The 14837-nt window shown below is 63.6% G+C and carries 11 protein-coding genes; 9 read left to right on the top strand and 2 right to left on the bottom strand.

Features of this window, described 5'->3' with window-relative positions:
* Position 1: 1 nt before the first annotated feature.
* Both ugpA and ugpB read right to left on the bottom strand, forming a co-directional pair.
* Complete coding sequence (ugpA, locus tag C8C96_RS22355) at positions 2–883, bottom strand: sn-glycerol-3-phosphate ABC transporter permease UgpA (protein WP_015012736.1); 882 nt, start codon at positions 881–883, stop codon at positions 2–4.
* Positions 884–1003: 120 nt separating this feature from the next.
* Positions 1004–2317, bottom strand: coding sequence for a sn-glycerol-3-phosphate ABC transporter substrate-binding protein UgpB (ugpB, locus tag C8C96_RS22350; protein ID WP_056060369.1), 1314 nt, complete (start codon positions 2315–2317; stop codon positions 1004–1006).
* A gap of 300 nt (positions 2318–2617) precedes the next feature.
* Here ugpB and serA point away from each other — a divergent pair, with 300 nt between their 5' ends.
* The 9 genes from serA (at position 2618) to C8C96_RS22305 (ending at position 14612) form a co-directional block, all read left to right on the top strand.
* Positions 2618–3847 (top strand): phosphoglycerate dehydrogenase, encoded by a 1230-nt coding sequence (gene serA, locus C8C96_RS22345; protein WP_121943683.1) that lies wholly within the window; start codon positions 2618–2620, stop codon positions 3845–3847.
* Between the two features lie 99 nt (positions 3848–3946).
* Positions 3947–7861 carry an FAD/FMN-binding oxidoreductase gene (locus C8C96_RS22340; RefSeq protein ID WP_121943682.1) on the top strand — a complete coding sequence of 1305 codons (3915 nt, stop codon included), beginning with the start codon at positions 3947–3949 and terminating at the stop codon, positions 7859–7861.
* Complete coding sequence (locus tag C8C96_RS22335; RefSeq protein ID WP_121943681.1) at positions 7861–8292, top strand: HIT family protein; 432 nt, start codon at positions 7861–7863, stop codon at positions 8290–8292. Before C8C96_RS22340 ends, C8C96_RS22335 begins: the two co-directional genes overlap by 1 nt.
* Before the next feature lie 79 nt (positions 8293–8371).
* A complete protein-coding gene (locus C8C96_RS22330; protein ID WP_099731079.1) occupies positions 8372–8794 on the top strand; it encodes a gamma-butyrobetaine hydroxylase-like domain-containing protein in 423 nt (140 codons plus the stop codon).
* A gap of 215 nt (positions 8795–9009) precedes the next feature.
* Entirely contained in the window at positions 9010–9741 is a 732-nt protein-coding gene (gene ubiE / locus C8C96_RS22325; protein ID WP_056060384.1) for a bifunctional demethylmenaquinone methyltransferase/2-methoxy-6-polyprenyl-1,4-benzoquinol methylase UbiE, read from the top strand.
* 36 nt (positions 9742–9777) lie between these two features.
* On the top strand, positions 9778–10815 hold the full coding sequence (locus C8C96_RS22320) for a Tim44 domain-containing protein (RefSeq protein ID WP_056060388.1): 1038 nt from the start codon (positions 9778–9780) through the stop codon (positions 10813–10815).
* Positions 10816–10876: 61 nt separating this feature from the next.
* Entirely contained in the window at positions 10877–11506 is a 630-nt protein-coding gene (locus C8C96_RS22315; protein ID WP_121943680.1) for a hypothetical protein, read from the top strand.
* Positions 11503–13068: a ubiquinone biosynthesis regulatory protein kinase UbiB gene (ubiB, locus tag C8C96_RS22310; protein ID WP_121943679.1), complete on the top strand. Its 1566-nt coding sequence runs from the start codon at positions 11503–11505 to the stop codon at positions 13066–13068. The genes C8C96_RS22315 and ubiB overlap by 4 nt, the downstream gene beginning before the upstream one ends.
* A gap of 98 nt (positions 13069–13166) precedes the next feature.
* Positions 13167–14612, top strand: coding sequence for a sodium:solute symporter family protein (locus tag C8C96_RS22305; protein ID WP_056060397.1), 1446 nt, complete (start codon positions 13167–13169; stop codon positions 14610–14612).
* Positions 14613–14837 lie beyond the last annotated feature (225 nt).

The following is a 14837-nucleotide window of genomic DNA, read 5'->3' as shown; positions in this document are numbered from 1 at the left end:
TTTAGTATTGAACCTTTTTCTCAACGTAGCGGAACTGAATGACGGTGAGCACCACCACGATGGCCATCAGCACCACCGATTGCGCGGCCGAGCCGCCCATGTCCATGGCCTTGAAACCATCGTGGTAGACCTTGTAGACCAGGATGGAGGTATCGCGCCCGGGACCGCCCTGGGTGGTCGAGTCCACGATGGCAAAGGTGTCGAAGAACGCGTACACGACATTGATCACCAGCAGGAAGAACGTGGTGGGCGACAGCAGCGGGAACTGAATGCTCCAGAACCGGCGCCAGGGGCCCGCACCGTCGATGGCGGCGGCTTCGATCAGCGACTTGGGGATGGACTGCAAACCTGCGAGGAAAAACAGGAAGTTGTAGGAGATCTGCTTCCACACCGCTGCAATCACGATCAGCGTCATCGCGTGGTCGGAGTTGAGCATGTGGTTCCAGTCAAAGCCCGACTGGCGCAGCATGTAGGCCACCACACCCAGGGAGGGCGAGAACATGAACATCCACAGCACACCTGCCACCGCAGGGGCGACGGCGTAGGGCAGCAGCAGGGCGGTCTTGTAGACGATGGCGCCCTTGATGATGCGGTCGGCGAAGATCGCGAGGATTAGCGACAGGCCGATGCCCACCACCGCCACCAGGATCGAGAAGAAGGCCGTGGTCTTGAACGAGGCGAGATAGCCCGGGTCTTCAAACAGGGCCTTGAAGTTGTCCAGTCCCACCCATTCGGTGGACATGCCAAAGCTGTCCTGCATCTGGAACGACTGCACCAGGGCCTGGCCTGCGGGCCAGAAGAAGAACACGCTGATGATGACCAGCTGGGGAGCCAGAAGCACCCAGGGTAGCCACGCAGAGCGGAAAAGTACGCGTTTTTCCATGACGAAACTCTCAAAAAGAAAACCCCGCCGCCCCGTGAACCAAGTTGGTTGACGGGGCGGCGGGCTTTCGATGCCGCCCAGCCGGGTGGCCAGGTGACATCGACAGATGGTGGACCGTGCTTACTTGTTGGCGCGTGCGAAGCGGGCCAGCTGCTCGTTGCCACGTGTCACGGCTGTGTCCAGGGCTTCCTTGGGCGACTTCTTGCCCGACCAGATCTGTTCGGTTTCCTCGTCGATGATCGAGCGGATCTGCACGAAGTTACCCAGGCGGATGCCACGCGACTTGTCAGTGGCCTTGCGGATCATCTGCGTCACAGCCACGTCGGTGCCGGGGTTCTTGTCATAGAAGCCAGACGCCTCGGTGAGCTTGTAGGCGCCCATGGTCACAGGCAGGTAGCCCGTGCGCTGGTGGCTGGCAGCCTGCACCTTGGTGTCGTTCAGGAAGTTCAGGAAGCTGGCCACGCCCTTGTATTCCTCGGGCTTCTTGCCGGCCATCACCCACAGGCTGGCGCCGCCGATGGCGGTGTTCTGTGGGGCACCCTTCACATCGGGGTAGTAAGGCAGGGTGGAGATGCCGTAGGCGAACTTGGCTTCCTTGGCCACGCGGGCGTACAGGCCCGAAGAGCCGGTGATCATGGCGCATTCACCAGAGGGGAAGGACGCATCGGCGGTGTTGTTGCGGCCCTTGTAGACAAAGCTGCCTTCCTTGGAGGCCTTGGCCAGGTTCTCGAAGTGGCGAACGTGCAGCGGGGTGTTGATCTGCAGTTGCGCGTCGTTGCCGTCAAAGCCGTTGTTCTTGGAGGCGAACAGGGTGTTGTGCCACAGCGAGAAGCTTTCCAGCTGCGTCCAGCTCACCCAGCTGGTGGTGAACGGGCAGCTGTGGCCGCTGGCCTTGAGCTTGGAGGCGGCGGCAAACACTTCGGGCCAGGTCTTGGGCGGCTTGTCGGCGTCCAGACCAGCCTTCTTGAAGGCGTCCTTGTTGTAATAGAAGATCGTGGTCGAGCTGTTGAGCGGGTAGCTCAGCATCTGGCCGTTAGGGGCGGTGTAGTAGCCGGCCACTGCGGACACATACTCGGTGGGTTCAAACTTGAAGCCCGCGTCGTTCAGCACCTTGGCCGCAGGCACGATGGCGCCCTTGCTGGCCATCATGGTGGCGGTGCCCACTTCGAACACTTGCAGGATGTGGGGGGCATTGCCAGCGCGGAAGGCGGCAATGGCGCCGGTCATCGATTCGTCATACTGGCCCTTGTACGTGGGCACGACCTTGTACTGGGATTGGCTGGCGTTGTATTGCTTGGCCAGGTCATTGACCCAGTCGCCCAGCGCTGCACTCATCGAGTGCCACCATTGGATCTCAATGGGTGCCTGTGCTTGCGCGGGTGCGCAGACCGACATGGCAACAGCAGCGCAGACCGCCAGAAGCTTCGTTTTCATGAATATTTCCTCCGAGGATGACGAAAAGCACAAGGGCCGGATGCTATGCAGCCTCTGTGACATTGATATGTCGTTGTCGCATGAGCCCGCGCCCTGCAACAACCGGGGAAACCCCTTGGGGTACCCGTGAGGGGTGCGATTGTGACCTTTTTGTGACAAGGTGTGGCGCATTTGCCGAGGCTTGCAAGGTTTTGTGCAATGCACCATGCTGGTGACTGTTCACATGCGTGTGCAACCCCGGTTCGTTCGCGCCGTCGCGCGCCGGACTTCCCCTTTCTTCACTCCTTCTCCTTCATCGCCATGGCCACCAATTCGCTCGACAAGAACAAGATCAAGTTTCTGCTGCTCGAAGGCATTCATTCCTCCGCGGTGGATGTGATCCGGGCGGCGGGCTATACGCAGATCGAGACGGTGTCCGGCGCACTGCCCGACGAAGAACTCCAACGCAAGATCGCCGATGTGCACTTTGTGGGCATCCGCTCGCGCACGCAGCTGACCGAAGAGGTGTTTGCCCAGGCCCATAAGCTGGTGGCCGTGGGCTGCTTTTGTATTGGCACCAACCAGGTGGACCTGAACGCGGCGCGCGAGCGCGGCATTGCCGTGTTCAACGCGCCGTACTCCAACACCCGCTCGGTGGCCGAACTGGTCCTGGCCGAAGCCATCTTGCTGCTGCGCGGCGTGCCCGAGAAAAACGCGGTGGCCCACCGGGGCGGCTGGCTCAAGAGTGCCGACAACGCGTATGAGATCCGTGGCAAGACCCTGGGTATCGTGGGCTACGGCTCCATCGGCACCCAGCTGTCGGTACTGGCCGAGGCCATGGGCATGCACGTGGCCTTCTTTGATGTGGTCAACAAGCTGCCCCTGGGCAATGCCCGCCAGGTGCAGCACCTGCACGATCTCCTGGGCCAGAGCGACATCGTGAGCCTGCACGTGCCCGAGCTGCCGTCCACCGAGGGCATGATCGGCGCCGCCGAAATTGCGGCCATGAAGCCGGGCGGCATCCTCATCAACGCCGCGCGGGGCACGGTGGTGGATATTGAAGCGTTGGCTGCAGCGCTCCAGGCCAAGAAGCTGCTGGGCGCCGCCATCGACGTGTTCCCGGTCGAGCCGCGCACCAACAAGGATGAGTTTGTGTCGCCCCTGCGCGGGCTGGACAACGTGATCCTGACTCCCCACATCGGCGGCTCCACCATGGAGGCGCAGGCCAACATTGGCCTGGAGGTGGCCGAGAAGCTGGTGAAATACAGCGACAACGGCACCAGCACCTCGTCGGTCAACTTTCCCGAGGTGGCGCTGCCCGCCCACCCCGGCAAGCACCGTCTGCTGCACATCCACCGCAACGTGCCGGGCGTGCTGTCGGAGATCAACCGCATCTTCTCGGACAACCAGATCAACATCTCGGCCCAATACCTGCAGACCAACGAGAAGATCGGCTACGTGGTCATCGACATCGACGCCGCCTCGTCCGACCTGGCGCTGGACAAGCTGGCCCAGGTCAGCGGCACCCTGCGCAGCCGCGTGCTGTTCTGACACTGTTGCGGGGCCGGTGCCCGCTCTGTCAGACAGCCCCGGCCCGGCAAGCCGCAGGCCGGTGGCTTAAAATCGCGCCCCCACCCCAGGTAGACCCCCATGAATGTACCGATCGCGTTGGCGGCCTTGCAGACGCAGGCCGCCGAGCCTGCCCGACTGCGTGAAATTCCCTATAACTACACCTCGTTTTCCGACCGGGAGATCGTGATCCGGCTGCTGGGGTCCTCATCCTGGGAGGTGCTGGACCAGCTGCGCAAAGAGCGCCGCACGGGCCGTTCGGCCCGCATGCTGTATGAGGTGCTGGGCGATATCTGGGTCGTGCAGCGCAACCCCTACCTGCAGGACGACCTGCTGGACAACCCCTCGCGTCGCAAGCTGCTGGTGGATGCCTTGCAGCACCGCCTGGGCGAGATCGAAAAACGCCGCACCCCCGCAGACGATGCCGAGCGCGACCGTCTCGTCGGTGAGCTGGTCGTCGCCGCGCGACGCGCTGTGGCCGAATTCAACGCCACCTTCGAGCAGGCCGCGCAACTGCGCCGCCAGATCCAGAAAACCCTGGGCCGCCTCACGGCCAAGGACAACATCAAGTTCGACGGCCTCTCCCGCGTGAGCCATGTGACCGACGCGACCGACTGGCGCGTCGAATACCCGTTCGTCGTGCTCACCCCCGACACCGAGGTCGAGATGGCGGGCCTGGTGAAGGGCTGCATCGAACTGGGCCTGACCATCATCCCGCGCGGGGGCGGCACCGGCTACACCGGCGGCGCCATTCCGCTGACGTGGAAGAGCGTGGTCATCAACACCGAAAAGCTCGAAGCCATGACCGAGGTGGAGATGCGCCGCCTGCCGGGCCTGGACCGCGAGGTGGGCACGGTGTGGACCGAAGCCGGCGTGGTCACCCAGCGCGTGGCCGATGCGGCCGAGCGTGCAGGTTTTGTGTTTGCGGTGGACCCGACGAGCGCCGAGGCATCGTGCATTGGCGGCAATATCGCCATGAACGCGGGCGGCAAGAAGGCCGTGCTCTGGGGCACGGCGCTGGACAACCTGGCCAGCTGGCGCATGGTCACGCCCGACGCCCAGTGGCTCGAAGTGACCCGCCTGGACCACAACATGGGCAAGATCCATGATGTGGAAACCGCCACCTTCGAGCTGCAGTACTTCGAGGCCGACGGCAAGACGCCCGTGCGCACCGAGCGCCTGGCCATCCCCGGTCGCACCTTCCGCAAGGAAGGCCTGGGCAAGGACGTGACGGACAAGTTCCTGGCAGGCCTGCCCGGCATCCAGAAAGAGGGCTGCGACGGCCTCATCACCAGCGCGCGCTGGGTTGTGCACCGCATGCCCGAGCACACGCGCACCGTGTGCCTGGAGTTCTTCGGCAACGCCAAGGACGCCGTGCCCAGCATCGTCGAGATCAAGGACTTCATGTTCGCCGAGCAAAAGCGCAGTGGCGTGCTGCTGGCGGGCCTGGAGCACCTGGACGACCGCTACCTGAAGGCCGTGGGCTACGCCACAAAGAGCAAGAAGGGCAACGGCGGCCTGCCCAAGATGGTGCTGATCGGCGACATCGCGGGCGACAACGCCGACGACGTGGCCCGCGTGACCAGCGAAGTGGTGCGTCTGGCCAACACCCGCAGCGGCGAAGGCTTTGTGGCCATCACGGCCGATGCGCGCAAGAAGTTCTGGGCCGACCGCAAGAAGACGGCGGCCATCAGCCGCCACACCAACGCATTCAAGATCAACGAAGACGTGGTGATCCCGCTGCCGCGCATGGCCGAGTACACCGACGGCATCGAGCGCATCAACATCGAGCTCTCCCTGCGCAACAAACTCAAGCTGTGCGACGCGCTGACCGAGTTCTTCGAGCGTGGCAACCTGCCCCTGGGCAAGCACGACGCCGACGACGAAGTGCCCTCGCCCGAACTGCTGCAAGACCGCGTGGCCCAGGCCATCGCACTGGTGGAAGAGGTGCGCGCCCTGTGGCAGGGCTGGCTGCACGATGTGGAAACGCTGTTCCCCCAACTGCAGGACCACACCCTGCGCGCCAGCTGGAAGACCCAGCTGCGGGCGCCGCTGCAAGGCATCTTCACTGGCGCGGCGTTCAAGCCCATCCTGGACGAGGCCGTGGCCATCCACAAGCGCGTGCTCAAGGGCCGCGTGTGGGTGGCGCTGCACATGCACGCAGGCGACGGCAATGTGCACACCAACATCCCGGTCAACAGCGACGACTACGAGATGCTGCAAACGGCCCACGAGGCCGTGGCGCGCATTATGGTGCTGGCGCGCAGCTTGAACGGCGTGATCTCGGGCGAACACGGCATTGGCATCACCAAGCTGGAGTTTTTGACCGACGAAGAGCTGCGCCCCTTTGCCGAGTACAAGCGCAAGGTGGACCCGGAAGGCCGCTTCAACAAAGGCAAGTTGCTCCGAAATCAGGAGCATTTAGGGCATACTCAACCAGCGCTTGGTGCCGATTTGGCTTCAAAACCGGCTCTGCATGCCGATTTGACCAACGCCTACACACCCAGCTTCGGCCTGATGGGGCATGAGTCGCTGATCATGCAGCAGAGCGACATCGGCGCCATTGCAGATTCGGTCAAGGACTGCCTGCGCTGCGGCAAGTGCAAGCCCGTGTGCTCCACGCACGTGCCACGCGCCAACCTGCTGTACAGCCCACGCAACAAGATCCTGGCCACCTCGCTGCTGGTCGAGGCGTTCCTGTACGAAGAGCAGACCCGCCGGGGCGTGAGCATCAAGCACTGGCAGGAGTTTGAGGACGTCGCCGACCACTGCACGGTGTGCCACAAATGCGAGAGCCCTTGCCCGGTGAAGATCGACTTCGGCGACGTCACCATGAACATGCGCAACCTGCTGCGCAAGATGGGCAAGAAGACCTTCCGCCCCGGCAATGCATTGGCCATGACCATGCTCAACGCCACCAACCCGGACACCATCAAGCTGATGCGCTCGGCCATGGTGGACGTGGGTTTCAAGGCCCAGCGCATGGCCGTGGACCTGCTGCGCAAGGTAGGCCGCAAGCAGACGGCCAAGCCGCCCGCGACGGTGGGCACGGCTCCGATCAAGGAGCAGGTGATCCACTTCATCAACAAGAAGCTGCCGGGCGGCCTGCCCAAGAAGACGGCGCGCGCGCTGCTCGACATCGAGGACAAGGACTACGTGCCGATCATCCGCAACCCGCAGGCCACCACGGCCGAGACGGAGGCGGTGTTCTACTTCCCTGGCTGCGGGTCGGAGCGTTTGTTCTCCCAGGTTGGTTTGGCGACCCAGGCCATGCTGTGGCACGCGGGCGTGCAGACGGTGCTGCCGCCTGGGTACCTGTGCTGCGGTTACCCCCAGCGCGGCTCGGGCCAGTTCGACAAGGCCGAGAAGATGATCACGGACAACCGCGTGCTCTTCCACCGCGTGGCCAACACGCTCAACTACCTCGACATCAAGACCGTGGTGGTGAGTTGCGGCACCTGCTACGACCAGCTGCAGGGCTACGAGTTTGACAAGATCTTCCCGGGCAGCCGCATCATCGACATCCACGAGTACCTGCTGGAAAAGGGCATTCAGCTGCAAGGCAAGGGCGCCTACCTGTACCACGAGCCCTGCCACAACCCCATGAAGCTGCAGGACTCGATGAAGACCGTGAAGGCGCTGGTGGGCGAGCAGGTCTTGAAGAGCGAGCGTTGCTGCGGCGAGTCGGGCACGCTGGGTGTGACCCGGCCCGACGTGTCCACGCAGGTGCGCTTCCGCAAGGAAGAAGAGATCAAGAAGGGCGAAGCCCAACTGCGTGCCAGCGGTGCTGTCGGCGCGCAGGACAACGTGAAGATCCTTACCAGCTGCCCCAGCTGCCTGCAGGGCCTGAACCGCTACGAAGGCGACCTGAACAACGGCTTGCTCGAAGCCGACTACATCGTGGTCGAGATGGCGCGCGAGATCCTGGGCGAGAACTGGATGCCTGAGTACGTACACCGTGCCAACAACGGCGGCATTGAGCGGGTGCTGGTCTGATGACCTGCCCCTTGTGCGCTGAAGAGGGCGGCGCATTGGTCTGGCGTGGCGAGCGCCTGCGTGTCATCCGTGCGCATGAGGCGGGGTTCCCCGCCTTTTACCGCGTGGTCTGGAACGCGCATGTGGCCGAGTTCTCGGACCTGGCCGCCGCTGACCGTGCGCATTGCATGGAAGCCGTGACCCTGGTGGAGCAGGCGCTGCGCCAGCACCTGTCGCCCACCAAAGTCAACATCGCAGCGCTGGGCAACATGGTGCCGCACCTGCACTGGCATGTGATTGCGCGGTTTGACTGGGACAGTCACTTTCCATCGCCCGTATGGGCCGCGGCACAGCGGCCGAGCCCCGCAGCGCAAGAGGCAGCCGTGCGGGCCTTGTTGCCCGCGCTGGAAGCGCAGCTGCAGTCCCAGCTGGCGCAGTGGGCTGCCCGGTAACCTTGCTGGTAGCGTGTGCCTGGGCGGGTGGGACAATGGCAGCCGTCGTTCCTGACAACAGTTTTCTCAAGGTGATTCCATGGCAGGTTTGAAAGCGGGCGCTCCCACGCCGCAGGCCCTGACGGTGCATGAACAGTCGCGCGTGCTGGAGGTGGGTTTTTCGGATGGCGCCACGTTCCGCATTCCGTTCGAGCTGATGCGCGTGTACTCGCCCTCGGCCGAGGTGCAAGGCCACGGCCCGGGGCAGGAGGTGCTGCAGACGGGCAAGCGCAATGTGGCGCTCATCAACCTGGAGCCTGTGGGCAACTACGCCGTCAAGCCCACGTTCTCCGACGGCCACGACAGCGGCATCTTCACCTGGGACTATCTCTACGAGCTGGGCCAGAAGCAGGACGCACTGTGGGCCCAGTACACCGAGCGGCTGGCTGCGGCGGGGGCCGACCGTGATGCACCCATGGCGCCCAAGGGTGGTGCAGGGGGCCACGCCTGCGGCAGTCACTGACGCCCTTGGCAGGCCTGTTCAGGGGGCCCGCCGCCAAAAGCCGCACAAGTCCCTGTGCGTCAAGGTGCTATTGAAAATATAGCTATCAGCGCAATATTTGCTTGCGCTAGCGGCTGGTTTTGTTTCAATAGCGTTCTCCAAATTGCGACAGATGCCCCAATTCAGTGCGGGGTTGTCGCTGTACCTCTGGCGTTCACGCGCCTAGCATGATTCTTATGAGCACCACGCATTTCGGTTTTCAGTCGGTGGACGAGCAGGAAAAGGCACGCCGCGTGCGCGGTGTGTTTGACTCCGTGGCATCCAAGTACGACGTGATGAACGACCTCATGTCGGCGGGCCTGCACCGTGCCTGGAAGGCCTACACCGTGATGGTGGCCAACCTGCGCGAAGGCAGCCAGGTGCTGGACATTGCGGGGGGCACCGGTGACCTGGCACTGGCGTTTTCCAAGAAGGTGGGGGCGTCGGGCCGTGTGGTGCACACCGACATCAACGAAGCCATGCTGCGTGTGGGCCGTGACCGTCTCATCAACGAGGGAGTGGTGCTGCCTACGCTGGTCTGCGACGCTGAAAAGCTGCCGTTCCCCGACGCGCATTTCGACGTGGTGAGCGTGGCTTTTGGCTTGCGCAACATGACCCACAAGGACCAGGCCATTGCCGAAATGTGCCGTGTGCTCAAGCCCGGCGGCAAGCTGCTGGTGCTGGAGTTTTCCAAAGTGGCGCAGCCGCTGACCAAGGTGTACGACTGGTACTCGTTCAAGGTGCTGCCCCAGCTGGGCAAGCTGGTGGCGGGCGACGACGCGAGCTACCGGTATCTGGCGGAGTCCATCCGCATGCACCCGGGGCAGGAAGAACTCAAAAGCCTCATGCAGAAAAATGGTTTTGGGCATGTGGACTATCACAACATGACGGGGGGCATTGTGGCCCTCCATGTTGGAATCAAGTGCTGAGCGGTTTGCTCGGTCGATAACGGAGACGGAGAAGTCATGATGAAACTGTGGTCTGTGGTGTTGGTCGCGATGCTGGCGTTTGCGCACGCCGATGCCGACGCCGCGCGGCGACTGGGTGGTGGCAAATCGGTGGGCAAGCAGTCCAGCAATGTGACGCAGCGCGAGTCGGCCACGCCGCCCGCCACGCCGGGCGCACCGGCACAGAGCGCGACCAACACGGCTGCGGCAGCCAAGCCTGCTACCGCCACGCCGGCAGCGGCTCCGGCCGCGCCGGCCAAGAAGCCCTGGGGTGCCATGTTGGGCGGCCTGGCGGCGGGTCTGGGCCTGGCCTGGCTGGCGCACTCGCTGGGCCTGGGCGCGGGCTTTGGCAACATCCTGATGATTGCGCTGCTGGCGCTGGCGGCGTTTGCCATCTTCAAGATGGTCATGCGGTCGCGCAACGGCGGTAGCAATGGCTCGGGCAATGCTGCAGGTGGTGCTCCGTTCGCCTTTCAGGGCGCAGGGGCTGCAACGCCCGCCGCTGCCCAGGTGCCGCCGCAGTACAGCCCCAACAACGTGGGCAACGACGCATCGGCCCGCCCCTGGGAGCGCAGCAGCATGGCATTTGATGCCTCGCGTGCCGGGCAGGGTGGCGTGGGTTCGGGTGTGGTGATCGGTTCGGGCCTGTCGGGTTCGCAGAACTGGGGTGTGCCCGCCGATTTCGACACCGAGGGTTTCCTGGCAGCCGCCAAGCGCAACTTCGTGACCTTGCAGGGCGCGTGGGACCGCTCGGACATCGCCACCCTGCGGTCCATGATGACGGACAACATGCTCGATGAGATCCGCACCCAATTGACCGAGCGCGAAGCCCACCGGGGCACGCAGCCCAATCACACCGATGTGGTCATGATCGAAGCGCAGCTGCTGGGCATCGAAGACCTGGGCGACGGCTACATGGCCAGCGTCGAGTTCTCGGGCATGATCCGCGAAGAACCCTCGGCCGGGCCCAGCCCCTTCCGTGAGGTCTGGAACATGACCAAGCCCAAGGCGGGCAACACCGGCTGGCTGGTGGCAGGCGTGCAAGCCCTGCAGTAAACACCGCCCACGGGGCCCCTGCGTGCCAGGGGCATTCCAGTTCAGGGAATAATCGGGGACTATGGCAACACCACAGTCCCCTTTTCCTTTTCTGGACGGCCTCTTCGAGCGCCTGGCAGCCGGCCCGCAGCCCCCGCAATGGCTGGTCCACGAGGTGCAGCAGCGCCTGGTGCTGTTTCTCAACCATGTGCTGATGCAGGAGAAAGAGGCCACGGACCGGTTGGTGCGCCAAAAGGGCCGCATCGCCAGGGTGCAGTGGCGGGCCTATTCCCTGTCGCTGGTGATCACCCCTGCGGGCCTGTTCAACCTGGCGCCCGAATCCGCGGTGCCAGACCTGCGGCTGGAAGTGACCGATACCTCCCCCATCACCCTGGCCCAGGCTGCGTTGCGGGGCGACAAGCCCTCCATCCGCATTGAAGGGGATGTGCAACTGGCGGCCGAGATCAACTGGCTGGTGGACCATGTGCGCTGGGATGTGGAGGAAGACCTGGCCCGCGTGATTGGCGATGCCCCTGCGCATACGCTGGCGCAGTTCGCCAGCCGGGCTGCGCAGGCGCTGCGCCAGTTTGTGGGTTCGCGCATGGCTGCCGCCAGCGCGGCGTCTTCTGCAGTGGTCGTGTCGGCGGCGCCCGGTGCTCCGGCGGCGGCGCCGCTGTCACCTTCGGCTGGTTCGGACCGGGCCGACGCATGAAGCGCTTCTTGCGGGGGGCGGCCATCCTGTGGGTGGTGTTCCGGTTCGGCCTGGATGGCTTGCTGCTCGACAGCTTTCAAAAGCCCTGGCTGCGCATAATCTCGCGCATCGTGTCCATCGGGCGCAATCTGGATGCGCCGCGTGGGCAACGCCTGCGCGAGGCGCTGGAAAGCCTGGGGCCCATCTTCGTCAAGTTCGGCCAGGTGCTGTCCACCCGCCGCGACCTGCTTCCGCCCGACATCGCGGACGAACTGGCCCGCCTGCAGGACCGCGTGCCGCCGTTCGACCCCGACATCGCCATCGCCACCATCGAGCGTGCCTTCCGTCGTCCGGTGGACGAGGTGTTCACCTCCTTCGACCGCACACCGGTGGCCAGCGCGTCCATTGCCCAGGTGCATTTCGCCACGCTGCGCGACCGCCAGGGCATTGAGCGCGAGGTAGCCGTCAAGGTACTGCGGCCTGGCATGCTGCCGGTGATCGAGAAGGACCTGAGCCTCATGCGCATGATGGCGGGATGGGTGGAGAGCCTGTCTGCCGATGGCAAGCGCCTGAAGCCCCGTGAGGTGGTGGCAGAGTTTGACAACTACCTGCACGACGAACTGGACCTGGTGCGCGAGGCTGCCAACGCGGCGCAGCTGCGCCGCAACATGACCGGGCTGGACCTGGTGCTGATCCCTGAGATCTTCTGGGACTTCTGCCACCCCGAGGTCATGGTGATGCAGCGCATGAACGGTGTGCCCATCAGCCAGATCGACCGCCTGCGGGAGGCCGGCGTGGACATCCCCAAGCTGGCGCGCGACGGCGTCACCATCTTCTTCACCCAGGTGTTTCGCGACGGTTTTTTTCACGCCGATATGCACCCGGGCAACATCCAGGTGAGTCTGGAGCCTGCCACGTTCGGCCGCTACATCTCGCTGGACTTCGGCATCGTGGGCACGCTGACCGAAGTAGACAAGGAATACCTGGCGCAGAACTTTGTGGCGTTCTTCCGGCGCGACTACAAGCGGGTGGCAGAGCTGCACATCGAAAGCGGCTGGGTGCCGCCCGAAACGCGGGTCAATGACCTCGAGTCGGCCATCCGCGCCGTGTGCGAGCCATATTTTGACCGCCCACTCAAGGAAATCTCGCTGGGCCTGGTGCTGATGCGGCTGTTTCAGACCTCGCGCCGCTTCCATGTCGAGATTCAGCCCCAGCTGGTGCTGCTGCAAAAGACCCTGCTCAACATCGAGGGCCTGGGCCGCGAGCTGGACCCGGACCTGGACCTGTGGAGCACGGCCAAGCCCTTCCTTGAAAAGTGGATGCTGGAGCAGATGGGCCCCCAGCGCCTGTGGCGCGAGCTGCGGGCCGAGGCGCCGCACTATGCCAAGCTGCTGCCCGAGCTGCCACGACTCATCTACGACGCGCTGCGCCAGCGCCCGGCAGACCACGAGCCTGCACTGCGTGAACTGCTGGAAGCGCAAAAACGCACCAACCGGCTGCTGCAAGGCATCATTTTTGCTGGGGTCGGGTTTGTGCTGGGCTTGCTGCTCATCCAACTGCTGATCAGAATCCGGCTTTTCTGACGATCTGCATGCCCGGTGCCCCGGTGTGGGGAGCGCCGGGTGCAGGTCGGATTTCTTCACCCTGGACCGACCGAGACAAAAAGAGAGAGGAGCGCGCTGTGCTGCTGACCCTGGTTATCGTTTACCTGCTGATCACCATCGGCATCGGCTTGCTGGCAGCCCGGCGTGTGAAGAACGCTGCGGACTTTGCCATTGCCGGGCGCCACCTGCCGCTGTACATGATCATCACCACCACGTTTGCCACCTGGTTTGGGTCGGAGACCGTGCTGGGCATTCCCGCCAAGTTCATCGAGGGCGGTCTGGGCAATGTGGTGGAAGACCCATTCGGCGCGGGCTTCTGCCTGATCCTGGTCGGCCTGTTCTTTGCCGGCAAGCTGTACCGCATGACGCTGCTCACCATCAGCGACTATTACCGCGAACGCTATGGCCGCACGGTGGAAATCGTCTGCTCGCTGATCATCATGTTGAGCTACCTGGGCTGGGTTTCTGCCCAGGTCACAGCGCTGGGCCTGGTGTTCAACCTGCTGTCTGGCGGTGCCATCAGCATTCCGGTGGGCATGACGATTGGTGTGGTCTCCATCCTGGCGTACACGCTGTTCGGCGGCATGTGGTCGGTGGCGGTCACCGACTTCATCCAGATGATCATCCTGGTGGTGGGCCTGGCCGTCATTGCCGTGTTTGCGGGCAACATGGCCGGGGGGGCGGACAAGGTGATCGAGTTCGCGTCCAGCCGTGAGCTGTTCCGGTTCCTGCCTGAGCCCAAGTTCCATGACGTGGTGTTCTTCATCGCTGCGGGCGTGACCATGATGTTCGGCTCCATCCCGCAGCAGGACGTCTTTCAGCGTGTGATGTCGGCCAACAACATCCAGGCAGCCACGCGCGGCCCCGTGATCGGTGGCATCTGCTACATCCTGTTCGCCTTTGTGCCCATGTTCCTGGTGGCCAGCGCGCTCATCATCATGCCCACGGAAACGGCTGCGCTGCTCAAGGACGACCCGCAAAAGGTGCTGCCCACGCTGGTGCTGGAGAAGATGCCATTTGTGATGCAGGTGCTGTTCTTTGGGGCCCTGCTGTCGGCGCTCAAGTCCACGGCCTCCGCCACGCTGCTGGCGCCCAGCGTCACTTTCACCGAAAACATCTGGCGCCAGTTCCGCCCGCACAGCTCGGACAAGCAGCACCTGCGCACCATGCGCATCACCACGCTCGTTTTCAGCGCCTGCGTGTTGGCCTATGCCATCTACATGCAGGGTACTTCCATCTATGAGCTGGTGTCGGGTGCCTACCAGGTGCCGCTGGTGGGAGCGTTTGTGCCGCTGGTGTTCGGCCTGTACTGGAAGCGTGCCACCACGCAGGGCGCCATCTTTGCCATCGTGCTGGGCCTGGTGACCTGGCTGCTGTTCCTGTCCACTCCGGCGGGGGCAATCTTTCCTGCACAGCTGGCGGGTTTGCTGGCTGCGCTGGCGGGCATGCTGATCGGCTCTCTCGGGCCACAGGCCATCCGCAACAGCCATGCCTCCCACCACAAGATGGTTGGGGTCGAGTAACGCGGGGGGTGAAGGGGCATGCCGCCTATAATTGAGGGTTTTGGTGCGACACGTAACGTGTTGCTCTGAGAGAGGTAGCTAGCCTCACTAAATAATTAGCAATTAAATCAAGCACTTACGGTGCTTTTATTTAGAGATTGAGAGCCGGTAAAACGGTCCTCTACAGACCGCAACCTAGTTGCGGTTTTGATAATTGCAGCGGGTAAAACCGACTGCAATGCAGGG

Source organism: Acidovorax sp. 100 (genome assembly GCF_003688355.1).
GTDB classification, from domain to species: domain Bacteria; phylum Pseudomonadota; class Gammaproteobacteria; order Burkholderiales; family Burkholderiaceae_C; genus Acidovorax; species Acidovorax delafieldii.
This window is presented reverse-complemented; position numbering and strand designations above follow the sequence as displayed.

Excerpts from the sequence above, each read along its gene's own strand:
- ubiE (WP_056060384.1), top strand. The coding sequence starts at position 9,010 with ATGAGCACCACGCATTTCGGTTTTCAGTCGGTGGACGAGCAGGAAAAG.
- ugpA (WP_015012736.1), bottom strand. The coding sequence starts at position 883 with ATGGAAAAACGCGTACTTTTCCGCTCTGCGTGGCTACCCTGGGTGCTT.
- C8C96_RS22315 (WP_121943680.1), top strand. The coding sequence starts at position 10,877 with ATGGCAACACCACAGTCCCCTTTTCCTTTTCTGGACGGCCTCTTCGAG.
- C8C96_RS22335 (WP_121943681.1), top strand. The coding sequence starts at position 7,861 with ATGACCTGCCCCTTGTGCGCTGAAGAGGGCGGCGCATTGGTCTGGCGT.
- C8C96_RS22330 (WP_099731079.1), top strand. The coding sequence starts at position 8,372 with ATGGCAGGTTTGAAAGCGGGCGCTCCCACGCCGCAGGCCCTGACGGTG.
- serA (WP_121943683.1), top strand. The coding sequence starts at position 2,618 with ATGGCCACCAATTCGCTCGACAAGAACAAGATCAAGTTTCTGCTGCTC.
- ugpB (WP_056060369.1), bottom strand. The coding sequence starts at position 2,317 with ATGAAAACGAAGCTTCTGGCGGTCTGCGCTGCTGTTGCCATGTCGGTC.
- C8C96_RS22320 (WP_056060388.1), top strand. The coding sequence starts at position 9,778 with ATGATGAAACTGTGGTCTGTGGTGTTGGTCGCGATGCTGGCGTTTGCG.
- ubiB (WP_121943679.1), top strand. The coding sequence starts at position 11,503 with ATGAAGCGCTTCTTGCGGGGGGCGGCCATCCTGTGGGTGGTGTTCCGG.
- C8C96_RS22340 (WP_121943682.1), top strand. The coding sequence starts at position 3,947 with ATGAATGTACCGATCGCGTTGGCGGCCTTGCAGACGCAGGCCGCCGAG.